Here is a 21,664-nt window from a genome sequence, read left to right on the forward strand (position 1 = left end):
GCGAGCACCCCCCTCTTCGTCATGCTGAACTTATTTCAGCATCCATGGCCCGGCCTCTCCTTGAACGCGACGCCTTATTCGAGGGCAGGCCATGGACCCTGAAACAAGTTCAGGGTGACGAGGCATTGCCGGGCGACAAAGGGAAATTTGTTCCCTTTTCATTCCCACCGCGTTAGGCACGGATCATGATCGCGAAACTCACCGGACGGTTGGACAGCAGCGGCGCAGGCCATGCGATAATCGACGTCGGCGGCGTCGGTTATCTGGTCGAGGCGTCGGCGCGCACGCTCGACGCCTTGGGGCCGGTCGGCGGCGACGTCACCATCCACACCGAAATGCTCGTCGGCGAGGATTTCCTGCGCCTGCTCGGCTTTGCAAAGGCCGAGGAACGCGACTGGTACCGCCTGCTCAACAGCGTCCAGGGCGTCGGCGCCAAGGTCGCGCTCGCGATCCTCTCGGCGCTCGAGATCGGCGACCTGCAACGCGCCCTCGCCAGCGGCGACAGCGCGATGATCGCGCGCGCCAATGGCGTCGGACCGAAACTGGCGCAGCGCATCACGCATGAGTTGAGGGACAAGGCCGGGGCACTCGGCGGCATAGCGGGAAGCGGGCCTATTCTCTCGGCCACCCCCGGCCCGCTCGCCGACGCCATCACCGCCCTCACCGGCCTCGGCTTCAAGCCCGGCGAAGCGAGCGGCGCGGTTGCGGCAGCAAGCGAGGAATTGGGCGCGGATGCGAGCCTTGATGCGCTGGTGCGTGTCGCGCTCAAAAAGGCCGCGAAGTGACCGACCGCATCCGCAACGCCGCCTGCCGCTGCGGCCAGATCCGCATCGCCTGCACCGGCGAACCGATCCGCGTGTCGGTCTGCCATTGCCGCGAGTGCAAGGCGCGGAGCGGCAGCGCCTTTGCCGCGCAGGTGCGTTTCCCCACCGAACAGGTCCGGATCGAAGGCGAAGCGAACGCGAAGATGTGGCAATATACCGGCGACAGCGGCAACACCGCCGACTTCTTCTTCTGCGGCACCTGCGGTTCGGGCGTCTGGTACAGGGCGCGCCCCTATCATGACGCTTTTGCCGTGCCGCTCGGCAATTTCGAACCCGGCCACGGCTTCGTTCCCGGCTATTCGGTCTATGAGGGACGGCAAGAGCCTTGGGTTTCGATCAGCGGCGATGCAATAGAGCATTATGACTGAACCCGCCGCCCTCACCACCCCCATCCGCACCCCCGAGGATGCCGACGCTGCGCTGCGCCCGAAGACGCTCGCCGAATTCGTCGGACAGGCGGCGGCGCGCGAAAATCTGCGGATTTTCATCGAGGCCGCGAAGTCTCGCTCCGATGCGCTCGACCATGTGCTCTTCTATGGCCCGCCGGGGCTCGGCAAGACGACGCTGGCGCAGATCGTCGCGCGCGAGCTTGGCGTCGGCTTCCGCTCGACCTCGGGTCCCGTGATCGCCAAGGCAGGCGACCTCGCCGCGCTGCTCACCAATCTCGAGGACGGCGACGTGCTATTCATCGACGAGATCCACCGGCTGTCGCCCGCGGTCGAGGAAATCCTCTATCCGGCGATGGAGGACCGCGCGCTCGACATCATGATCGGCGAAGGGCCGTCGGCGCGCTCGGTGCGGATCGACCTGCCCAAATTCACCCTCGTCGGCGCGACGACGCGGCAGGGCCTGCTCACGACGCCGCTGCGCGACCGCTTCGGCATCCCGGTGCGGCTCCATTTCTACACCCATGGCGAACTCGAACAGGTCATCACCCGCGCCGCGCGGCTGCTCGCGCTGCCGATCGCGTCCGACGGCGCGCTGGAGATCGCCAAGCGCTCGCGCGGGACGCCGCGCATCGCGGGGCGGCTGCTGCGCCGCGTGCGCGATTTCGCGACCGTTGCGGGGCATGCGATCGTCGATGCGAAATCGGCCGATGCCGCGCTCAACCGGCTCGAAGTTGACGCGCTTGGGCTCGACGCGATGGATCGGCGCTATCTCCTTATGATCGCTGACATTTATCGCGGTGGTCCGGTCGGCGTCGAAACCCTTGCAGCGGGACTTTCAGAGCCGCGCGACACGATCGAGGATGTTATCGAACCTTATCTGCTCCAGATCGGCCTGATCGCACGCACCGCGCGCGGCCGGATGCTAAACGCAAGCTCTTGGAAACATTTGGGTTTATTGCCGCCAACGGGTGTCCAGGACAGCCTGTTCGACTCCGAGTCCTGACACAGGCTACGCGGCACTTTCGCCAACATCCGCATGTTTCTGCCACCAATCGGCCCGTCCCTGCGACGAACCGTTGGTTAGGGGTTTGCGACGAGTCGAAGGGCGGCTATCGATCAAGACCATGGTAAATACCCCGCCTCCCTTCATCCCCGGCGCTTTCGTCGGGGCTGAGCATCATTATCGGGCGCGCGTCTATTTCGAGGACACCGACCTTTCGGGCATCGTCTATCACGCCAATTACCTGCGCTATATGGAGCGCGCGCGGTCGGACATGCTGCGGATCGCGGGCATCGACCAGCGCGCGGCGATGGAGGGCGGCGAAGGCGCGTGGGCCGTCACCGACCTGACCATAAAATACCGTAGCCCGGCGAAGCTCGACGACGATCTGCTCGTCGTCAGCACGGTCGAGGCGGTGCGCGGCGCGAGCGTGATTATCGCGCAGCGCATCCTTCGCGGTCATGGCACGTTAACCGACGGGCGTGTTACCGCCGCATTCCTGTCGCCCGAGGGCCGGCCACGCCGCCAGCCCGCGGGCTGGGCCGACCGATTTACCGCCATCATGAATGGAGAGACTTTCCCTTGCTAGACAATATCAAGCTGGCCGCCGACGCGGCAACGCTGTCCCCGGTCGCGCTGTTCATCCAGGCCGATATCATCGTGAAGGCGGTGATGATCGGCCTCCTGCTCGCGTCCATCTATGTCTGGGCGGTGATTTTCACCCACGGGCGCAGCGTAGCCAAGCTGATGAGCGCGTCGGAACGCTTCGAACGCGATTTCTGGCGCGCCGACAATATCGACAAATTCTTCGACAAAAATGGCAGCGAAGAACTGCCGAGCGCGAAGGTGCTGGGCGCGGGGATCAGCGAATGGCGCCGGTCGACCAAGACCAAGAATGTCGACCGCGACGGGACGCGCGAACGCCTCGGCATTGCGATGAACAGCGCGGTTGCCGGCGAAGTCGACCGTCTCGCCGAAAAGATCGGCACGCTGGCGACCATCGGCTCGGTCGCCCCCTTCGTCGGCTTGTTCGGCACCGTATGGGGCATCATGCGCAGTTTCACCGCAATCGCGGCGGAGAATAACAGTAGCCTCGCCGTCGTCGCGCCGGGCATCGCCGAAGCGCTGTTCGCGACGGCGATCGGCCTGTTCGCCGCGATTCCCGCGGTCATCGCCTACAACGCCTTTTCGCAGCGGTTGAACCGGCTTGAATCGCGGCTCGGCCGCTTCGCCGACGGGTTGCACGCAACCTTCAGCCGCGAACTCGAGGTCGAAGCCTGATGGCGATGAGCGGCCCTTCCGGCGGCATCGGCGGACGCCGCGGGCGCGGCAGTCGCCGCGCGCCGATCGCCGAAATCAACGTCACCCCGCTCGTCGACGTGATGCTCGTGCTGCTGATCATCTTCATGATCACCGCGCCTTTGCTCGCGTCCGCGGTGCCGATCGACCTGCCCGAAAGCCGCGCGAAACCGGTCGAGACGGAAGAACGCGAGCCCGTCCAGCTGTCGATCAACGCCGACGACACGCTCTATATCGGCGAAGATGTGGTCCCCGAGGCCGAGCTTCCCGCGCGTCTCGACGCGATCGCGCGCGAAAATAAGGACGGCGAAAAATCGCGCCAGATCATGCTGCGCGCCGACAAGGGGCTCGACTATGGCCGCGTGATGCGCGTCATGGGTGAGCTCAACCGCGCCGGCCTGACCCGCATTTCGCTGGTGACCACCGGTTCGGAAGGCGCCGCCGACAGCGCACCGGCCGCGGTCACCGACGGTTCAGAAACGCGGCCCTAGGTTAAGACGATGGGCGAAACACGGGCAGTGAGGGGGAAGGAAGGACGCGGCTTTGCCATCGCGGTGGCGGCGCATGTCCTGATCATCGGCCTGCTTTCGGTGCAGTGGACCGCGGGCGACCGCCGCTTCGACAATCCCCCGATGGAAGTCGATCTGATCGCCGAAACCGCGGTGCAATCGACCGCGCCGGTGATCAGCGAGACGCCTCCGGCCGCGCGGCTGGGTGAAGAAGACGCCGTCGACATCGCCGCGCCCGAACCGGTGCCCGCGCCGCCGCTCCCCGAACCCGTCGTGCGGCCGACGCCCGCTCCGACGCCCAAGCAGGTCGCACGCCCGAAACAGGTTGTGCCAAAGCAGCCGCCCGCCGCACAAAAGGCGCAGCCGAAAGCTGCGCCGAAAGCCCCGCCCGCAAAGGATCGCCCTACCCGTCCGACCGGGCGCCTCGACGGCATTGCCGAGGGGCTTTCGAGGTCGCAGCCCAAGGCGCCCGCGAGCAAAGGCGCCCCGGCTGCCGCAACCGCCGCCGAAGTCCGGCGCTCGATCGACGTCAGCATCAAGGCAAAGGTGGGTCCACGCTGGAACGGTTGCCGCATTTCGGGTGTCGACGTCGACCAGTTGAAGACCGTCGTGAAATTCCGCCTGACCCAGTCGGGCGCGCTCGCCGGTTTCACTAGCGTCGATACGACGGGTGAAAACGACAGCAACAAATTCCAGGTCCAGCGGCACCAGGAATGCGCCAAACGTGCGGTGGAACTCGCCGCCCCCTTCGATCTGCCCGAGGAAAATTACAGCTTCTGGCAGAATTACACGCTCGATTTCATCAAGAGGTAAGAGAAATGCTCCTCCGTCCGATCAGCCTTTCGCTCGCCCTGCTGCTCACCGCGGCACCGGTCGCCGCGCAAACGAACCCGACGCCCCCCGCGGTCACGCAGACCGAACCGCGCGAGACGATCGAGGGCACGCTCTCGCAGGATCGAACCGTGATCGCGATCCCGTCCTTCGCCACACCGTCGGCACAGACCGTCGCCGGGCTCCGCACCGACACGCTCGGCCGCCAGATCGCCGAAGTCATCGCCGCCGATCTCGAACGCAGCGGGCTCTACGACCCCGTCGGTCCCGCTGGCCTTCGCGCGATCACGATGGCCGAGGTCACCGCGCCGAGCTTTGCCGACTGGCAGGGGCGCGATGCCGAAAATGTCGTGCACGGTTTCGTCCGTGCCAGCGGCACCGGCGGCCTCGTCGTCGGCTGTTATCTGTATGACACGCAGCTCGGCAGCGAGCTGGTGCGTCAGGGTTTCGAGATCCAGCCCGGCGACTGGCGCCGCGCCGCGCACAAATGCGCCGATGCCATCTATTCGCGCCTGTCGGGCGAAGCGCCCTTCTTCGACAGCCGTGTTGCCTATATCGCCGAAAGCGGCCCCAAGGGAAACCGCATCAAGCGGCTTGCGATCATGGACAGCGACGGCGGCAACCATCGCTTCATCACCAACGGCCAGGCGCTCGCGCTCAGCCCGCGATTCTCGCCCGATTATAAAAAGATCGTATACGTCAGCTATTTGAACAACCGCGTCCGCGTCTTCATCTATGACGTCGCGAACGGATCGCAGAAGCTGGTGACCGAAAGCAGCAACGCGACCTTTGCGCCGCGCTGGTCGCCCGACGGAACGCAAATCCTCTATTCGATGGCCGTGAACGGCAACACCGACATCTATCGCATCTCGGCCAATGGCGGCACCCCGGTGCGGCTGACCAGCACCCCGGGCATCGACGTCGGCGGCAGCTTTTCACCCGACGGCAAGAAGATCGTTTTCGAAAGCGACCGGTCGGGCGGTCAGCAAATCTATACGATGAACATCGACGGATCGAACCAGCAGCGGATCAGCTTCGGCGGCGGCCGCGCCGCGACCCCCGAATGGTCGCCGCGCGGCGATCTGATCGCTTTCACCCGCATGGGCGGCGGCGAGTTTCGCATCGGGGTGATGACGCCGTCGGGCGGGGGCGCGCGGATGCTGACGAACAGCTGGCAGGACGAGGCGCCGACCTGGTCGCCGAACGGCCGCGTCATCCAGTTCTTTCGCACCACCCCGGGCCGCGAAGGCAAGTCGAGCCTGTGGCAAGTCGACCTGACCGGCGTGAACATGCGCCGTCTGCCGACCCCCCAAGACGGGTCGGACCCCAGCTGGGGCCCGGTACTTCCCTGAGGAAAACCGGAACCAAAGGGACGCGGTCGGGTTCAACTATCGCGTCCTGAACGGGCCAATTTGGCCGCACGAATGATTTTCAACAACAAGAGGACAGAGACATGACGATACGCAAAAGCACCGCGATGATCGCGGCGATCACCATGCTTGCTGTTGGCGCCTGCGCGAAAAAGGCCCCTGACACGCTTCCCCCCGCCCCCGAAGGCACCGGCACCGATACGGGCACCGGCACCGGAACCGGCGTGGTCCCCGGGTCGCAGGAAGACTTTCTCGCCAGCGTTGGCGCCATGGGCGACCGCGTTTTCTTCGACTATGACCAATATAATGTCGACGCGCAGGATCAGGCGACGTTGCAGACCCAATCGCAGTGGCTGCAACGCAACCCCGCCGTCCGCGTCACGCTCGAAGGCCATGCCGACGAACGCGGCACGCGCGACTATAACATCGCGCTGGGCGAGCGCCGCGCCAACGCCGCGAAAAACTATCTCGCGTCGCTCGGCGTCGATCCGTCGCGGATCAGCGTCATCAGCTATGGCAAGGAACGCCCGGCCGAACTCGGTTCGACCGAGGAAGCCTATGCCAAGAACCGCCGCGCGGTGACGGTCGTCATCGGGCGCTAAGAAGCGGCCAGAGCGGGACCGTCGCGAAAGCGGCGGCGCTGGCAAACAGACCGAAGGGGACCCGTCGCTCGCCGAGCGGCTGGTCCCCTTTTCGTTGCGCGGCAAGCGCCCAGACGATGCCCCCCAGACTCGCGAGCAGCAGCATCAGCGGCAGCGCCTGCCAGCCAAGCCATGCGCCGATGGCGGCGACAAGTTTCGGGTCGCCGCCGCCCATCGCGTCCTTCAATCGCACCCGGCGATAGAATTCGGCAATCGCGGCGAGTGTCAGACCGCAGACAACGGCGCCGACCCAGCGGTCGACCAGCGATGTGTCCAGCAAGGGCCCGGCGACCAGCAAGCCGGCCGCCCCGAGCAGCAGGTTGAGCCGGTCGGGCAGCCAGAAATGGCGCGCGTCGAGCAACGCCAATGGCAACAGCAGCCAGCCGAACAATGCCCATAGCCATCCCGCCGTTCCGGGCAGCAACGCAAGCGTGATCATACCGATCGATGCCGAGCCCAGTTCGACCCGGCTATGGAACGGATCGATGCGCGCGCCGCAGCGCCGACAGCGACCGCGCGACCAGAGTGCCGACAGCAAGGGAATGAGGTCGAGCGCGCCCAGCGGCCGCTGGCAGCCATCGCATTGCGAGCGTCCGCGCACCGAACGCCCCGCCGGCCAGCGCAGCACCAGCGTCGCGATAAAACTGCCGAGGACCAGCCCGGTCAGCGCGGCAAAGGCGACGCCCATGCCAAAGGGCAAGGCATCGAGGATCGTCACGTCAGAAGCGGCCCGTGGTTGCCAGCACAAACCCGCCCGAACCGGCCTTGAAGCCTAGTGTCGCAAGCGTCGCCGCCATCGCCGGGTCGCGGTCGACATTGATCGCGAACCGGGCGCGATACGCGCCGCTGCCGTCGAACGACAACGTCAGCCGCTCCATGCCCGACTGGCTGGCGAGCGCTGCCTGCGCACGTCCCTTTGCGCAAGTCAGCGGACCCGAAAGGCCGCGCGACAAGTCGAGGCCCGCAATCGGCGCGGTCACCGCAAGCTGGACCCGCCCGCTGGCCGCGGTGCATTTTCCTGCACTGTCGAAGCGCACCGTCGCGCCTTCGAAACGGATGGTATCGACAGGGATCAGGCCGAGCCCGCCCGACATCGAGGTCGTGCCGCTGACATCGGAGACACCGCGCGGGTTGCTGCCATGTAGGCGGCCTCCCAGCGCGCCAAGCCGTTCGTCGGCGCGCGAAAAGGCCAGCTCGACGCCGCCACCCAGCAGCGCCAGCGGCGACAGGCTGGCGCGCACCGTGCCGAGCGGCAAGGCGCCGAGCCGCGCTTCGACCAGTTCGCCCGACCAGACCGAGCCGCGCGTTTCGCGCGCAGTGATGCCCGCATCGGTGGCGCCCGACCATGCAAGTGCAAGTCGCATCGGGAAGGTTGCGATGATCAGGACCAGCGCGAGCAGCAGCGCCGCGATGCCCCAGCGCCGCCGCGCGCTCATTGTCCGCCCTTCCGCAGTTCGGCGGTCAGCCCGACGGTGCCGTCGGCCGCCGGGGTGATCGTCAGCTGGTCGACGACGAAGCCCTGCCCCTCTAGCGAAGCGAGCCAGTCGGTGAGCACCGGCGCGCGTGCAGTGGCGATCGCAATCGTCGCCTGTCCCGCGCCGCGCGCTTCATTGCGGTCGAGCGTCAGGCCGATTTCGCCCGCCGATTGGGCGAGATACTGGTCGATCGCGACCGCATCGATTGTCGCGACGACCGATTTGGCGGGGCGCTGGGCCAGCAATTGCACCTTTGCAGCCACCCGGCCTTCGCGCTCGATTGCGGCGCGATGCCGGCTTTCCAGATCGATGAACGCAGCGACGGCCGGACGGCCGAGCCCCCAAAGGACAACGCCCAGCGCAAGCACACCGGCAACACCGACGAGCCAGCGTTCGCGCTGCGACAGGGCGATCCACCAGTTTTGCAGTCTCTCGGTCATGGTACCGCCCGGATCGTGATATTGGCCATTTGCTGGCCGTCACTGCCCGCCATCGGCTGCGCTGTGATGCGATAGCCGTGTGCCTGCAGCGCGAGCAGCACCTTGTTGATGTCTTCGACGCGCGGCGCGGCGAGCGTCGTCGTCAGCGTCCCGTCGGTGCGATGCGACAGCGTCTTGAGCGACACGCCGGGCGCATCGCCCATCGCGTCATAGAGCGCCGACGCGGGAACCGAGAAAGCGAGCGGACCGCCGCCCGCCGCGGCAAGGCGGCGATCGACTTCGGCTTCGGCTGTCGTGGCATCGTTCGCCGCCACCCCGGCCTTCTTCGCCATCGCGACGACCGCATCGTCGGCGCGGCCCGTGTCGGATGTCAGCCGCACCGCATAGACGAGCGGAACGAGCAGGCTGACCACGACGAGTGCGATCGCCAGACGCTTCGCCAGCCGCAGCATCGCCGTATCGACCGACCAGCTGCGTTTGGGCTTCCATCCCGCGCTGAGCAGGTCGAGCGGCGGGGCGGCGAGCGTCAGCAGCAGCGCCTCGCGCATTCGCTCGGCATCGAGCGGCGCGATATTGTGGCCGCCCGCGATCAGCGGGTCGAGTTCGGGGTCGGACACATAGGCGCGGTCGGCGGTGCGCACGATCTGCTCGCCGCCAACCTCGGCTGTCCATAGCGTATCGGGTTCGGGCGGCGGCACAGCGGCGGCGGCGGGGATAATTGCCGCGGGCGTCAGGCCGCGTGCCTTCAGCCAGTCGGTCCACGCGGTCATCGCGGCATGCGTTGTCACCGCGACCGGAACCGTCTGCCCTGCCTCCGCGGGTTGCCCCGCAACGACGTGAAGCAAAGCCGCCTCGCCCAGACTGCCCTTGAGCGTGTCGATCCGCGCCGCAGCGGCGGCCTGCGCGGGGGCCGCGTCGGGATAATGAAGCCAGCGCAGCGGCACGTCGGCGGCAGGCGCCAGTGCGACCAAGCGGTCGTCGGGGCCGTCGTCGCGGGGTTTTTCCCACGCATCGACCCAGCCGTCGTCCTGTCCCGAATCGACAATCACGCCGTCATCGACGCGCAGCCATGCCGCGTCGGGACCGGGCTCTTCGCCAAGCGCCGCCACCGAGGGCAGCCAGAGAACCAGTGTGCGCGACATATCAGTCCGTCTCGCCCCAGTCGCGGCGGACAATCGTCGGCGGCGCGATGCCGGCCGAAGGCGCCCCGCCATTGGCATCGATCAGCGAAACTGCGGTCAAGAAACCGTCCCCCATCGTCACATTCGTCGTCAGCGCCAGCCAGCGGCTGGTTACACCCGCCTGTTCGGCGACATCGGCAGGCGGTTTCCGTCCTTCGAACGGTCCCGCCTCCCAGAATCGTACGCTGCTGCCATAGCCGCCAGCGGGGCGCGCCGCCAGCACCGCCCGCGCCTTGGCGACGCCGATTTCGCCGGGTACCAGCATCGCCACCAACGGCGCCTGTTCGGGCGCCAGCGTATTGACGTTCAGCCGCACCGGCTCTGCCACCGGCAGCACGCAAATCCAGGGTTTGAGCCGCGCATAGATCTTCGGCGTCACGCCGCGCACCGCGCGCAGCTCGCTGACATCGGCCATCTTGCGGTTCGCGGGCAGATAGGCACCCTGCATCGACCGATAGGCATTGTCCTCGGCGCCGAGCGGGCCCTCGTTGCTGTCGCTGTCGATCCAGTCGGCGGCCGCACCGGCGATCGCCTGCGCCTGCGCCGCATCGATCCCCAGCAAGGTCATCAGCTCGCCGAACTGGCGCATCGAACCCGACCGCTGCGTGAACCGCCCGGGCACGGTTTCGGCAACAAGGCTGTTGAGGTTGAAACAATTGTTCGCGTCGGCGAGCTTCGCCCGCCCCTCGCCGCCGGGCAGCGGCAGAACGAAATCGCGCCCCAGCCAGTCGCCGGCGAGCGTCAGCCTGGCCGGGTCGCGCCCGACCAGATCGGCAACGCGGCGCTGCGCAATCTGCTCGGCGGCAAAGGTGTAGGCGCGGCCCTGATCGACCGTCGCGGCGCTTCCCGCGATGCGCGTCGCGAGCGTCAGCCGGTCGAGCGCGGTCGCCGCGATCACCGCCATTACCGCCACGAGCAGCAATACGGTGAGCAAAGCCGCCCCGCGCTCGTCTGTCGTGTCGCGCGTCATGGCTGCGGAACCTCTGTCGCGGGTGGCGGCGGCAGCGTCGGCGCGGTGAGGAACAGCATCGTCAAAGCCTCGCGCCCCGTGCGCATCATCCGGACCTCGACGGCGCGCGGCAGGCGATCGCCGGGCTCCGAACTCCAGCTCTCCCCCCAATTGCCTCGCTCGTCGCGATAGCGCACCCGGGCGGTCGCAACATCGCCGACCAGCCGGTCGCCTTCGCTCAGCGCGGTGCCGTCGAGCATGGGCTGGGTCGCGCGCCGCCATTCGCTGCCGACGAGAGCATAGGCAACACGCTCGACATTCGGGCGCGGGCTGCCGTCGAGCGAGCCCGCACCGCCGTGGACAAAAGCGAAGCCGTTCGCCGATCCGAAAAAGGCCGGAACCGCCTCCCCCGCTGGTCCGCGCGTCGGGCGTTGCACGGCCTGCGCCAGATCGTTCGCCATCACCGCGCGCAGGCGGTTGATGCCACCCATCGCCTTCAGCCGCCCCTGCACCGCATCCTGCGTATCGATGCTGCTGCGCAGCAAGCCGACGCCCATCGCCGCAATCACGGCAAAGATCGAAAGCGCAACGAGCATTTCGACGAGGGTGAAACCATTCTGGTTCTTCATCGCGACGGCCGGATGATCGTCAGCGCCGCCTGCCCCCGGCCGCTTTCGGGGCGGACAAGCAGGTCGATACGCAGCAGCGCATCGTCGGCGGTCTTCGCGACGCGTTGTTCGACGCGCCAGTTGCGACCGGCGTTGGTCACGCCGATGGCGCTGTTGCCGATCGTCGGCGGCGCCGGGTCGGTCCACAGTTCGACCGCGCGATTCTGCGCGACGACACCCGCCATCGTGCTTTCATCGAGGTCGCCCGCCGTGCGCACTGCGTAGGCATCGAGCCGGACGAGCGCGAGCGCGGCGATGCTGATGACGCTCAACGCGACGAGCATCTCGAGCAATGTGAAGCCGCTTTCGCGCGTGTTGACGCGATCATTGCCCACGGCTGACCTCCCCGGTGGCCGAGACGCGCACGATCTCGCGCGCATCGCCGCCTGTGAGGACAACGACTTGCGGGGTCGGGCTGGTGCCGACGCGATCGAACAGGACGCGCGCCGCGCCCTGGCCATTTCCCGCCGAGAAGTGCACATCGCCGGGCCAGTTACGTTGCTCGAACGCCCGGCCGGGCAGCGGTTGCCATTCACCCGAAATCCGCCGTTCGAAGCCATAGCCCGACGGCGCAAAGCTGACCGCAACGCTGCGCCCCTCGATCACCGCGACATCGCGCGCGGCGGCGAGACGTGCGGCGAGGCGGTCGGCCTCGCTGCGCACGGTGCGTTCTTCGCCCGGAATGGTGAGCACGACGGCGGTCGCGGCGAGCGCCATGATCGCCAGCACGACCATCAGTTCGACGAGCGTAAAACCGTCGGCTCCGCGACGCGGCCGCGCCTCAGTCGCTGCGAATATCCGCATTGTCGTCGGTCCCGCCGGGGGCGCCGTCGGCGCCGAGTGACCAGACGTCGAACGCCTTCCCGTTCGGCCCGGGCGCCTGATAATTATAGGGGCGGCCCCACGGATCGGCAGGCAGCTTCTTGATATAGCCGCCGCGGCGATAACGTTCGGGCTGCGCGAGCGCGGGCGGCGGCGTGCTGAGCGCGTTCAGCCCATCGGTCGACGCCGGATAGGTCAGATTGTCGAGCCGGTATTGCTCGAGCGCGGTCTCTAACGTCGCGATATCGGCTTTCGCCTTGGTGACCATGGCCCGGTCCTGACTGGGCAGGACGTTGATCATCACCACCGTCGCGAGCAGCCCGATGATGAAGATCACGACCATCAGTTCGGTCAGCGTGAAGCCGCGCTCGTCCTTTTTGCGGTGCCGGGTAACCGGCGGGCGACCGGAGTCGAGCATCAGGCGAATGAAAAGCTGCATCAGGGACATCTATTATAGACCTGCAAGGTTCTGCAACTGAAGGATCGGAAGCAGAATGGCGAGGATGATAAGGGCAACGCACGACCCCATAACGACAATTATGACAGGTTCGAGAAGCGCCATCGACGCGGCTGTAAACCGGTCGAACTCGCGCTCGAGATAATCGGCGGCGCGTTCGAGCATCTGCTCGAGCCGTCCTGCGCTTTCACCGCTGGCGGTCATGTAGACAAGCAAGGGCGGAAAGACGCCCGAATCGCGCAGCGCCGCCGACAGGCTGCCCCCGGCTCGCACCTGATCGACGATCGTCGCGGTCGCGCCCGCCAGCGCCGCGTTGCGGATCGTCGGCAGCGTCAGACGGAGGCCATCGACGAGCGGCAAGCGGCTTGACACCATCGTCGACAGCGTGCGCGCGAACCGCGCGGCATAGAGATCGCGGAGCAGACGGCCAAAGAGCGGCAGGCGCAGCAGACGGCCATCAACGCGCGCCTTGAACGCGGGGCGGCGCATCGCAGTCACCCAGCCGAAGCTCGCGGCGGCGATCAGCAACGCGACCAGCCACCACCAGTTGGCAGCAAAGCTGGAGATCGCGATCACCGCGCGGGTGAGGAAGGGCAATTGCTGGCCGACATCGTTGAATTGTTCGACGACGCGCGGGACGACGAAGATCATCAGCGCGGCGACGACACCGATCGCGACGACCGCGAGGACGATCGGATAGGCGAGCGCGGCGATCAGCTTGCCGCGCACTTCGGCCTGCCGTTCGAGCAGGTCGGCGAGACGCGCGAGGATGGTCGTCAGGCTGCCCGTCGTTTCGCCTGCGGCGACCATCGCGCGATAGAGCGGCGGGAAGCTCGCGGGCTGGCGCGCCATCGCGTCGGCGAGGCGGCGGCCTTCGAGCAGGCCCGCGTGAACATCGCCGATGACACTCCGCGCGCTTTCGGCCTCGCTCTGGCGCGACAGCGTGCGCAGCGCTTCTTCGAGCGGCGCGACTTCGGCGAGCGTCGCGAGTTGGCGGGTGAAGAGCGCAAGTTCCTTGGCTGACAGCTTGTTGCGGCGGAACGCGAGCAGCGAGCGGCTGGCGGGCCTGGTCCCCGCCGTCTCGACCGCGACGATATGGAATTTCCGCCGCATCAGGTCGGCGCGCGCGGCATCGTCGTTCGCCGCGGTCAGCCGCCCCTTGCGCTCGCGGCCCTGCGGATCGATCGCCACATAGCGATAATCAGGCATCGATTTCCTCGCGCCGCGCGATGCGGATCGCCTCTTCGGCGGTGGTCAGCCCCTTCGCGACCATCGTCCGCGCCGCCGAAGCGAGCGTCGGCGATTTCAGGAAGGCGTGGCGCGTGATCATTGCCTCGTCGCCGCCGTTATAAATGTAGCGGCGGACCGTCTCGTCGACCTTGATCGCCTCGAACACGCCGATGCGGCCCTTGTAGCCGGTGCCGCTGCAATGCTCGCAGCCCTTCGGGCGCCAGATGACGGTGCCGATATCGAGCCCGAGGATCGCCGCGACGCTGTTGTCGGCCTGGACGGGCTCGCGGCAATTGTCGCAAAGTTTGCGCACAAGGCGTTGCGCGATGACTGCGCGCAGAGTGGAAGCGAGAAGAAAAGGCTCTACTTTCAAATCTTTAAGGCGAGTTATCGCACCGACCGCATCGTTGGTGTGCACGGTCGAGAGCACGAGGTGCCCCGTCAGCGACGCCTGCACCGCGATGTCGGCGGTCTCGCGGTCGCGGATTTCGCCGACCATCACGACATCGGGATCCTGCCGCAGGATGGCGCGGAGGCCGGCGGCGAAGTCGAGCCCGACCTTGCTGTTCACCTGCGTCTGGCCGACGCCATCGACGGCATATTCGACCGGATCCTCGACGGTCAGGATATTGCGCTGGCCGTCGTTGAGTTGCTTGAGCGCCGCATAGAGCGTCGTCGTCTTGCCCGAGCCAGTCGGGCCGGTGACGAGGATGATGCCATTGGGTTCGGCGAGTGCCTCGCGCAGAATCTGGTCGGCGGCGCCGGTCAGGCCGAGGATATCGAAGTCGATCCCCGCCGCATCCTTGTCGAGGATACGCATCACGACGCGTTCGCCCGCGCGGCTGGGAAGCGTCGAGACGCGGACGTCGACCGCCTTGCCCGCGAGCGTCAGCCCGATGCGGCCGTCCTGCGGCACGCGGCGCTCGGCGATGTCGAGCCGCGCCATCACCTTGATACGGCTGACCACCACGGGTGCCACATGCGGCGGCATGCGCAGATGCTCGCGCAATACGCCGTCGGTGCGCATCCGCACGACGAGCCCGCTTTCATAAGGTTCGATATGGATGTCGCTGACACCCTGCCGCACCGCTTCGGCGATGATCGCGTTGATCAGGCGGATCGCCGGGGCGTCGTCGGCGCTGTCGAGCAAATCCTCGGCGCTCGGCAGGCTGAAGTCGATGTCGTTGCCGTCGAGCGAGCCCGCCATCGCGGCGGCCGAGCTGTCGACCGCATAATGGTCCGAAAGCAGCCGGTCGAACTCGGCGGTGTCTGCCGTCGCGACGCGCAGCGGCTGCGCAAGATAGCGCTTTACCTCGATCAGCACCGCAGGATCGGCACCTTCGCGCAACGTCGCCAGCCACACGCCATTCTCGCCCGGGGCGATAACGACGCCATGCGCGCGAGCAAAACCATATGGAATATCAACCGGCGCCGGGGGAGGCGCCGCCGGTTCGATGTCGGTCACGGATATTCTCCGGTCGGAGGCGCGGGCGCCTGCGAAATCGAGGGCGGGACGTCGGTGGTCGTGACGCTGCCGTCGGGGCCGCGCAATTCGGGCAGATTGACCGGACCAACGGTGATGTCGGCAGCAGACTCCGCGGTCGGAACCGGCGGCACGGCACCGAGATAGTCGCGCACCAGCGCATCGATCGCGGGTTCTTCATCGGGGTTCCGGCGAAGCTGGAAGTCGCGGATATAACCGTAACGACGGGAGGTCAGCGCTGCGTTGTCCTCGCGGTTGCGCAGGATCGTCGGGCGGATGAAGACCATCAGGTTCGTCTTCGACCGTGTGCGGCTGCGCGATTTGAACAGTTCGCCGAGCACGGGAATGTCGCTGAGCAGCGGGATGCGCTCGATCGTCTTGCGCTCGTCGTCGTTGAGCAGGCCGCCGATCGCAAGGATTTCGCCGTCGTCGACGGTCAGCACGGTTTCGAACGAGCGTTTGTTGAGGATGAGATCGCTGTTGCGCGACGAGACGGGGCCAGCGACGCTCGACACCTCCTGGCGCAGGAACATCTTCACTTCGCCGGCGCCATTGACCTGCGGCGTCACTTCCAGCTTGATCCCGACCTCTTCGCGCTGGACGGTGCGGAAGGCGTTTTCGAAATTGGTCCCGAGTTTTTCGCCGGTCGTGATCGGCACGTCCTGACCGACAAGGAATTTCGCAGCCTGATTGTCGAGCGTAACGATGTGCGGGGTCGCGAGCAGGTTCGAGGTCGTGTCCGATTTCACCGCGTTGATGATCGCGCCGAAGATCGTGTTCTTGCCGATGTCGCCCGCAAAGCCCGCAAAGCCCCCCGTTGCCGTCAGGAGCGAGGCCGCCGCCGCTTCCTGCAAACTGTTGCCGAGCGAGCTGTTGGTCTGGGTCACCGTTGTGTTGCCGTTGACCGTGGTCGTCTGCTGCGACAGCCGGTTTGCCGCATAGGCGCCGCCGAGCGTCAGGATGTTGGGCGACGCATTGCTGTAGCTGGTCGCGACGAACGGAATATTCTTCCCGCCGAGCAGGAACTGGACGCCGAGCCGTTTCGCCGCATCGTCGCCGATCTCGACGACGATCGCCTCGACCAGCACCTGTTGGCGGCGGCTGTCGAGCTGCCGGATCAGCTCGCCGAGCATGCGCTGCACTTCGCTGTTGGCGGCGACGATGATCGCATTCGCGCCTTCGTAGCGCGTGATGATCGCGGGGCCGCGGGTCGAGATGCTGCCGCTGCCTCCGCCGCCGGTCGAGGCCCCGGCAGTGGAGGCCGGCGCGGGGGCCGGCGTCGCATTGCCGCCCGAGGAAGAGGAAGATGTTGCCGATGCCGGCGGCAGGCCGGCTTTCTGCGCGGGGTCGCTGCCGCCGCCGATGAGCTGCTGCAGCGTCGGCAGCAGCGTTTCGGCGTTGGCATGCTCGAGCCAATAAACGCGGAGTTCGGTGCCGCCCGCGGCCTTGGCGTCCAGATCGTTCGCCATCGACACGAAGCGCGCGACCATCGCCTGATCGCCGCGCAGCGCAATCGCATTGCTGCTGTCGATCGGAACGATCGCGACCGGCGACTGCGCGCCCTCACCCGCCGACGGCACCAGCGCCTGCAACGCGGCAGCGATTTCGCGCGCACCGGCATTCTTCAGCGTGACGATCTGGCTGGTCGAGCTGTCACGGTCGATGCTCGACGCCAGCGCCCGGATGCGGCGGATATTGTCGGCAAAATCGGCGACGACCAGGCTGTTGGCGTTGCGGTTCGCGGTGAGCGAACCCTGCGCGCTGACGAGCGGGCGCAGCGTTTCAACGGCGGCCACGGCGCCGATGTGGCGCAGGCGGATGATTTCGGTGACGAACTGGTTCTGCGCCGCCCCGCCGCTACCGATCCGGCCGGGCTGCGCTGCGGCGCCGTCGATCGGCTGGACGCGATAGGCGCCGTTCGGCCCCGGCACCGCGACGAGACCGTTCGAGCGGAGCGTCGAGAGGAAAATCTCGAAATATTCGCTGCGCGACAGCGGCCGGTCGGTGACGACCGACACCTTGCCGTTGACGCGGCCGTCGATGACGAAAGTCCGCCCGGTGATCCGCGCCGCATCCTGGATGAAGGCGCGGATGTCGGCGTCGCGGACGTTGAGTGTATATTGGGCGAACGCGGGCCCCGGCGTGGCGGAAACCAGCGCGGCAGCGAGCATCAGGGAAAGTTTGAGGCGCATGGGTCTCTATTGTTTCGAGAGGAAAATGGCGACGGGAACGACGCTGGCGCCGCGCTCGACTTCGAGCGAGATGCGCGCACCCGGCGTAAGTTGATTGGCGAGCGAAGCGGCATCGCTCGCCGAGCCGATCGGACGGCCACCGACCGAGCGAATAACATCGCCCGGACGCAAGCCCGCGGCGCGGAAGGCCGCGCCGTCGCCCTGCGGCTGAACGACGATCCCGGTGACGCGGCCATTCTCGGTACGCGGCGCAAAGCCGACCCCGGCCTTGATCGCGGCGGGCGTCATTTCGCCGCTCGCATTGCCTGTCGACACCGTCCCGATCTCGGGCGTCGGCGCCGGTAGCGGGGTCGCGGGGTTTACGGCCGCCGCATCGCCGCTCTGGTCGAGGAACAGGCTTTCGCGCGCACCGCCGCGGTCGAGCAGCACATGGTCGAAGGCGACGCCGACCAGCTTCACGCCCGGTGCGATCTCGTCGCCGACAGCATAGCTCGTCTGAATCCCGTCCTCGCCCGCGATAATTGCCGAGCCCCCGCCCGTCGCCTCGTTAAGGTTGATGCCGAAGAGGGTGAGGCCAAGCGCGGTCACGGTCGCCGAAGCGGGCCCCTGCGACGCACTGCGGAAAAAGGGATCGAAGCTGGAAAAGAGCGCGCGCCGCTCGGCGGGCGAGGCGATCACCGCGGCTTGCGGTTGCCACGCGCCCAGCGGCGACAACGGGGTGAGCAGCGTCCAGAGCAGACGGACGCATTGCCACACGAGCAAGGCACCGAGCAGTCCGACAAGCAGCTGCGGCCAGATTTCGCGCGGCGAGCGCTTGCCGCTCCGCAACCACGCGGGCAAACCGCGCGGCAGCCGAACGGCCGATCCGGACATCAGCGTCACCATGAAATCGTCCCTGTCCCCCAGACTGAAAACCCTGTCTCGCGAATCGCCTACGGGCGAACGGTGACAATCAGTTGACCGGAAGATTACAGTTTTTTGACAATGGAGCGAGTCCGGCGAGACGGCTGGACCATATCCTCCCTGTGCCCGAGCCAAGGGCAAGTGTCAGTCCCGCCAGGGCTGACGAAAGGGCTTTGGCGCCGCGATTGCCGCCTCTCCACCACCCGCACGACGGGCGGCCCCCTCCCCATGGCTTTGCCACGGGGAGGGTTTCGACCTTAAAACTTCAACGACGCGCTCAGCGAGAAAGTACGGCCCAGCTTGTAGCGGTTGAAATAGATCTTGTTGTCGCCCGAGGTCTGGACTTCCTGATATTTGCGTCCGGTCAGGTTGCGCGCCTCGAACTTCAGCTCGATTTCCTTGTTCAGCAGCGTGACGCCCTGACGCGCGACGAAATCGAGCTGGATACCCGGCTTCTCGAGCAAATCGGGCTGCCCCGACGGGCCGCGGCTGGTGACACGCGGGCTAGCGTAGGTGAAGAGCAGGGTCTGCTGCGACAGCTTGTCCTGATCCTCCAGCCCGATCTGGACGTTGACGAGATGATCCGACTGGCCGGTCATCTTCGATCCGTCGAAGAAATAGTTGCTCGCGTCCTGCACCACGCCGTTGATGACGGTGGTGTCGCCCGCGCCAACCTTGATCTCCGATTTGGTGAAGGTGTAATTGCCGATCAGCACGAGGCGACGGCTCGCCCAGAACGGCGAGTCCGACAACGTATCGAGCGGGAAATATTTCTGCGCTTCCAGTTCGACGCCATAGAGCGTCGCCTTCGGCGCGTTGGCATAGCTGGTGTTGACCGACGAATCCGAGATCGAGGTATAAGCCTCGATCGGCCGGTCGATCGACTTGTAGAACCCCGCCGCGGTGAAGCGCTGATCCTTGGCGAAATACCATTCGTAACGCAGTTCGGCGTTCCACAGTTCGCTGTCGGTCAGCGACGGGTTGCCGCGGAACAGGCGGTTCGATTCGGGATCCTGATAGACCTGCGCGACGAGTTCGCGGAACTGCGGGCGCGCGATCGTCTTCGACCCGTTCAGGCGCACCTGCATGTCGGGCGCGACTTCCCATGTCAGGGTGACGGCGGGCAGCCAGTAATCATTGTTCAGATTGGTTGCGATGATCGAGCTGCCACCCGTTCCGAACAGGTCGACGGGAACGACGGTCTGCTTGCCGTCCTCGTACCGGACGCCAGCGTTGATGTTCACGCCGGAGACCAGCTCGGCCTGAACCTGCGCATAGCCAGCGTGCGTCGTCAGGTCAGCTTCGAACGCCGCGGTGCCGTCTTGCGCCGACGTTTCGATCAACCCGATATCATAGAGCTGGATCGTCGCGTCGGAGAGCAGATAGTCCGGGCGAAGCTGGGTCACAGCAACCGGCAGGCCCGACGCGCGAAACTGGAACGCGCGGCGCACCGACGTGCGATGGGTATCGGTATAGGCATAGCCGACGGTCGCGGTGATGCGCGGCGCCAGCTCGTACGACAGGTCGACGCCGCCCGCCCACAGATCCTCATTGAGGTCCGAAAAGGCGATCGTCGCATCGCCGCGGTTGCCGCCAAGGTCGTTGACGAACTTGTTGCCCGTCGGATCCTGCGCAACCGGAAGATTGGTGCGAACATAGGTGAAACCGCGCTCATAGGGCGCCTCGCGCTGCGAATTGGCATAGGCGCCGCGCAGGTCGACCTTCAACTGGTCGAAGTGGAATTCGCCAACGAACTGCGTGTTGATCAGCTGGCGTTCGTACCAGGCGGTGTCCTGCTTCATGATGTCGCGGCCGACCTGGTTTGCGTCGGTACCGACTGCAAGGCGCGCCTGCTTCAACGTGTCGCGAATATAGAGGTTGGTCCAGCGCAGCTTGTGCTCGCCGATTTCGAGCCCGAAACCGAGCAGACCGTTCACGACGACACGGTTGTCGGTGACGACGCGGTTATAGCTCGACTGCGGATCGCCCGACAGGTCCTTCTCGACCGAGGTCTGCTGCAGCGTGTCGCGGGTACGCCATTTGTTGCTGATGCCCGCGGTAGCAATAATGCCAAGTTCGCCGCCCGCGAACTGGATCGTCGTGCCGCCGGTCACGCCCGCCGACCAGTTGACCGGGATGTGGTTATTCTGTTGCAGCAGCGTCGTTTCGGCGTTGACCAGTTCCATCTGGATCGCCTTGAGGTCGTCCTTCGTGAAGTCGGCACCCTCGAGGATCGGCTTGCCGCTGGCGAATGCGGCCTTGAGCAGCGGCGGGACGTCGCGGGTGCCGTCGTCGAACCCCGTCCAGTCGGTGTCGCTGCCATAATAGGTATAGCCAAGCTGGTTCGTCGTCTCGCTGTCCCAGCCGATCCCGCCGCTGAAGGTCAGGAAAGGTTCGCGCGGGATCGCCTTGGTCGTGAGATTGATCACGCCGCCGCCGAATTCACCGGGGAAATTTGCCGAATAGCTCTTCTGGACGAGGGTCGAATCGATGACGTTCGACGGAAAGATGTCGAGCGGCACGACACGCTTCAACGGTTCCGGGCTCGGCAGCGGCAGACCGTTGAGCAGTGCGAGCGAATAGCGATCGCCAAGGCCGCGGACATAGACGAAGCCGCCACCGACGACCGACAGGCCGGTCACGCGCTGGAGCGAACCCGAAATGTCGCCCTCACCCGTGCGCGCGATGTCCGCCGATGACAGGACCGAGACGACTTCGGGGGTCGCGCGGACGACGTTGGGGGTAAAGCGGCCGGTGACGACGATTTCCTGAGTGGCGCCGCCGGGGATCGACACATCGCCGTCTTCATCCTCCTGCGGGGCAGGTTCAGCGGCCGCGGCTGCATCGGCCGCAGGTTCGCTGGCTGCATCCTGCGCAAGCGCGGCGGGCGCGACGAGCGCGGAGCTGAGGAGGAGCAGGCTGGCAAAGATCGGCCGCTTGGTCATGATGGAAAGTCCCCAATTATATGCAGGAAGGGAGCGGGCCAGCCGTCAGGCGAGCC

The 21,664-nt window shown here is 66.4% G+C and carries 23 protein-coding genes; 9 read left to right on the plus strand and 14 right to left on the minus strand.

The genetic code is table 11. The features are described 5' to 3' along the window. The first annotated feature begins 185 nt into the window (after positions 1-185). The 9 genes from ruvA (at position 186) to pal (ending at position 6,824) form a co-directional block, all read left to right on the plus strand. Positions 186-785 carry a Holliday junction branch migration protein RuvA gene (gene ruvA, locus AC07NV_RS11140; RefSeq protein WP_495166413.1) on the plus strand — a complete coding sequence of 200 codons (600 nt, stop codon included), beginning with the start codon at positions 186-188 and terminating at the stop codon, positions 783-785. Beyond that, on the plus strand, positions 782-1,192 hold the full coding sequence (locus AC07NV_RS11145) for a GFA family protein (RefSeq protein WP_495166414.1): 411 nt from the start codon (positions 782-784) through the stop codon (positions 1,190-1,192). The genes ruvA and AC07NV_RS11145 overlap by 4 nt, the downstream gene beginning before the upstream one ends. Then, complete coding sequence (ruvB, locus tag AC07NV_RS11150; protein ID WP_495166415.1) at positions 1,185-2,216, plus strand: Holliday junction branch migration DNA helicase RuvB; 1,032 nt, start codon at positions 1,185-1,187, stop codon at positions 2,214-2,216. Before AC07NV_RS11145 ends, ruvB begins: the two co-directional genes overlap by 8 nt. A 121-nt stretch (positions 2,217-2,337) precedes the next feature. Continuing rightward, the gene (locus tag AC07NV_RS11155) at positions 2,338-2,802 is read left to right on the plus strand and encodes a YbgC/FadM family acyl-CoA thioesterase (RefSeq protein ID WP_495166416.1); all 465 of its coding nucleotides are present in this window, start codon (positions 2,338-2,340) and stop codon (positions 2,800-2,802) included. After that, positions 2,796-3,494, plus strand: a complete 699-nt coding sequence (gene tolQ / locus AC07NV_RS11160) for a protein TolQ (protein WP_495166417.1) — start codon at positions 2,796-2,798, stop codon at positions 3,492-3,494. The genes AC07NV_RS11155 and tolQ overlap by 7 nt, the downstream gene beginning before the upstream one ends. Further along, positions 3,494-4,003, plus strand: a complete 510-nt coding sequence (gene tolR, locus AC07NV_RS11165) for a protein TolR (protein ID WP_495166418.1) — start codon at positions 3,494-3,496, stop codon at positions 4,001-4,003. The genes tolQ and tolR overlap by 1 nt, the downstream gene beginning before the upstream one ends. 9 nt (positions 4,004-4,012) lie before the next feature. Next, positions 4,013-4,834, plus strand: a complete 822-nt coding sequence (tolA, locus tag AC07NV_RS11170; RefSeq protein WP_495166419.1) for a cell envelope integrity protein TolA — start codon at positions 4,013-4,015, stop codon at positions 4,832-4,834. A gap of 5 nt (positions 4,835-4,839) precedes the next feature. Beyond that, entirely contained in the window at positions 4,840-6,204 is a 1,365-nt protein-coding gene (tolB, locus tag AC07NV_RS11175; RefSeq protein ID WP_495166420.1) for a Tol-Pal system beta propeller repeat protein TolB, read from the plus strand. Positions 6,205-6,305: 101 nt separating this feature from the next. Further along, the gene (pal, locus tag AC07NV_RS11180) at positions 6,306-6,824 is read left to right on the plus strand and encodes a peptidoglycan-associated lipoprotein Pal (protein WP_495166421.1); all 519 of its coding nucleotides are present in this window, start codon (positions 6,306-6,308) and stop codon (positions 6,822-6,824) included. Here the strand turns inward: pal and AC07NV_RS11185 are convergent. From AC07NV_RS11185 to AC07NV_RS11250, 14 genes are all read right to left on the minus strand, one after another. Beyond that, positions 6,811-7,551: a prepilin peptidase gene (locus AC07NV_RS11185; RefSeq protein WP_495166707.1), complete on the minus strand. Its 741-nt coding sequence runs from the start codon at positions 7,549-7,551 to the stop codon at positions 6,811-6,813. The genes pal and AC07NV_RS11185 overlap by 14 nt on opposite strands. 31 nt (positions 7,552-7,582) lie before the next feature. Continuing rightward, a complete protein-coding gene (gene gspN, locus AC07NV_RS11190; RefSeq protein ID WP_495166422.1) occupies positions 7,583-8,299 on the minus strand; it encodes a type II secretion system protein N in 717 nt (238 codons plus the stop codon). Further along, positions 8,296-8,778 carry a type II secretion system protein M gene (locus AC07NV_RS11195; RefSeq protein ID WP_495166423.1) on the minus strand — a complete coding sequence of 161 codons (483 nt, stop codon included), beginning with the start codon at positions 8,776-8,778 and terminating at the stop codon, positions 8,296-8,298. The genes gspN and AC07NV_RS11195 overlap by 4 nt, the downstream gene beginning before the upstream one ends. Next, positions 8,775-9,920, minus strand: coding sequence for a type II secretion system protein GspL (gspL, locus tag AC07NV_RS11200; RefSeq protein WP_495166424.1), 1,146 nt, complete (start codon positions 9,918-9,920; stop codon positions 8,775-8,777). The genes AC07NV_RS11195 and gspL overlap by 4 nt, the downstream gene beginning before the upstream one ends. A 1-nt stretch (position 9,921) precedes the next feature. Continuing rightward, on the minus strand, positions 9,922-10,929 hold the full coding sequence (gspK, locus tag AC07NV_RS11205; RefSeq protein WP_495166425.1) for a type II secretion system minor pseudopilin GspK: 1,008 nt from the start codon (positions 10,927-10,929) through the stop codon (positions 9,922-9,924). Further along, positions 10,926-11,537 carry a type II secretion system minor pseudopilin GspJ gene (gspJ, locus tag AC07NV_RS11210; protein ID WP_495166426.1) on the minus strand — a complete coding sequence of 204 codons (612 nt, stop codon included), beginning with the start codon at positions 11,535-11,537 and terminating at the stop codon, positions 10,926-10,928. The genes gspK and gspJ overlap by 4 nt, the downstream gene beginning before the upstream one ends. Beyond that, a complete protein-coding gene (gspI, locus tag AC07NV_RS11215; RefSeq protein ID WP_495166427.1) occupies positions 11,534-11,911 on the minus strand; it encodes a type II secretion system minor pseudopilin GspI in 378 nt (125 codons plus the stop codon). Before gspI ends, gspJ begins: the two co-directional genes overlap by 4 nt. Beyond that, positions 11,901-12,380 carry a GspH/FimT family pseudopilin gene (locus tag AC07NV_RS11220; protein WP_495166428.1) on the minus strand — a complete coding sequence of 160 codons (480 nt, stop codon included), beginning with the start codon at positions 12,378-12,380 and terminating at the stop codon, positions 11,901-11,903. Before AC07NV_RS11220 ends, gspI begins: the two co-directional genes overlap by 11 nt. Next, entirely contained in the window at positions 12,358-12,816 is a 459-nt protein-coding gene (gspG, locus tag AC07NV_RS11225; protein ID WP_495166708.1) for a type II secretion system major pseudopilin GspG, read from the minus strand. Before gspG ends, AC07NV_RS11220 begins: the two co-directional genes overlap by 23 nt. A gap of 33 nt (positions 12,817-12,849) precedes the next feature. After that, positions 12,850-14,064 (minus strand): type II secretion system inner membrane protein GspF, encoded by a 1,215-nt coding sequence (gene gspF, locus AC07NV_RS11230; protein ID WP_495166429.1) that lies wholly within the window; start codon positions 14,062-14,064, stop codon positions 12,850-12,852. Then, positions 14,057-15,550 (minus strand): type II secretion system ATPase GspE, encoded by a 1,494-nt coding sequence (gspE, locus tag AC07NV_RS11235; protein WP_495166430.1) that lies wholly within the window; start codon positions 15,548-15,550, stop codon positions 14,057-14,059. The genes gspF and gspE overlap by 8 nt, the downstream gene beginning before the upstream one ends. Continuing rightward, entirely contained in the window at positions 15,547-17,760 is a 2,214-nt protein-coding gene (gspD, locus tag AC07NV_RS11240; RefSeq protein ID WP_495166431.1) for a type II secretion system secretin GspD, read from the minus strand. Before gspD ends, gspE begins: the two co-directional genes overlap by 4 nt. A 6-nt stretch (positions 17,761-17,766) precedes the next feature. Continuing rightward, a complete protein-coding gene (locus AC07NV_RS11245) occupies positions 17,767-18,645 on the minus strand; it encodes a type II secretion system protein N (protein WP_495166432.1) in 879 nt (292 codons plus the stop codon). Between the two features lie 275 nt (positions 18,646-18,920). Next, complete coding sequence (locus AC07NV_RS11250) at positions 18,921-21,608, minus strand: TonB-dependent receptor domain-containing protein (RefSeq protein WP_495166433.1); 2,688 nt, start codon at positions 21,606-21,608, stop codon at positions 18,921-18,923. Positions 21,609-21,664 lie beyond the last annotated feature (56 nt).

The organism is Sphingopyxis sp. GW821-FHT10B01 (assembly GCF_059415685.1).

What these genes read in the sequence shown, in the direction of transcription:
- ruvA (WP_495166413.1), top strand. Translation starts at nt 186, where the DNA reads ATGATCGCGAAACTCACCGGACGGTTGGACAGCAGCGGCGCAGGCCAT.
- ruvB (WP_495166415.1), top strand. Translation starts at nt 1,185, where the DNA reads ATGACTGAACCCGCCGCCCTCACCACCCCCATCCGCACCCCCGAGGAT.
- AC07NV_RS11155 (WP_495166416.1), top strand. Translation starts at nt 2,338, where the DNA reads ATGGTAAATACCCCGCCTCCCTTCATCCCCGGCGCTTTCGTCGGGGCT.
- tolR (WP_495166418.1), top strand. Translation starts at nt 3,494, where the DNA reads ATGGCGATGAGCGGCCCTTCCGGCGGCATCGGCGGACGCCGCGGGCGC.
- tolA (WP_495166419.1), top strand. Translation starts at nt 4,013, where the DNA reads ATGGGCGAAACACGGGCAGTGAGGGGGAAGGAAGGACGCGGCTTTGCC.
- tolB (WP_495166420.1), top strand. Translation starts at nt 4,840, where the DNA reads ATGCTCCTCCGTCCGATCAGCCTTTCGCTCGCCCTGCTGCTCACCGCG.
- pal (WP_495166421.1), top strand. Translation starts at nt 6,306, where the DNA reads ATGACGATACGCAAAAGCACCGCGATGATCGCGGCGATCACCATGCTT.
- AC07NV_RS11185 (WP_495166707.1), bottom strand. Translation starts at nt 7,551, where the DNA reads ATGGGCGTCGCCTTTGCCGCGCTGACCGGGCTGGTCCTCGGCAGTTTT.
- gspN (WP_495166422.1), bottom strand. Translation starts at nt 8,299, where the DNA reads ATGAGCGCGCGGCGGCGCTGGGGCATCGCGGCGCTGCTGCTCGCGCTG.
- AC07NV_RS11195 (WP_495166423.1), bottom strand. Translation starts at nt 8,778, where the DNA reads ATGACCGAGAGACTGCAAAACTGGTGGATCGCCCTGTCGCAGCGCGAA.
- gspL (WP_495166424.1), bottom strand. Translation starts at nt 9,920, where the DNA reads ATGTCGCGCACACTGGTTCTCTGGCTGCCCTCGGTGGCGGCGCTTGGC.
- gspK (WP_495166425.1), bottom strand. Translation starts at nt 10,929, where the DNA reads ATGACGCGCGACACGACAGACGAGCGCGGGGCGGCTTTGCTCACCGTA.
- gspJ (WP_495166426.1), bottom strand. Translation starts at nt 11,537, where the DNA reads ATGAAGAACCAGAATGGTTTCACCCTCGTCGAAATGCTCGTTGCGCTT.
- AC07NV_RS11220 (WP_495166428.1), bottom strand. Translation starts at nt 12,380, where the DNA reads ATGCGGATATTCGCAGCGACTGAGGCGCGGCCGCGTCGCGGAGCCGAC.
- gspG (WP_495166708.1), bottom strand. Translation starts at nt 12,816, where the DNA reads ATGCTCGACTCCGGTCGCCCGCCGGTTACCCGGCACCGCAAAAAGGAC.
- gspF (WP_495166429.1), bottom strand. Translation starts at nt 14,064, where the DNA reads ATGCCTGATTATCGCTATGTGGCGATCGATCCGCAGGGCCGCGAGCGC.
- gspD (WP_495166431.1), bottom strand. Translation starts at nt 17,760, where the DNA reads ATGCGCCTCAAACTTTCCCTGATGCTCGCTGCCGCGCTGGTTTCCGCC.
- AC07NV_RS11245 (WP_495166432.1), bottom strand. Translation starts at nt 18,645, where the DNA reads ATGGTGACGCTGATGTCCGGATCGGCCGTTCGGCTGCCGCGCGGTTTG.
- AC07NV_RS11250 (WP_495166433.1), bottom strand. Translation starts at nt 21,608, where the DNA reads ATGACCAAGCGGCCGATCTTTGCCAGCCTGCTCCTCCTCAGCTCCGCG.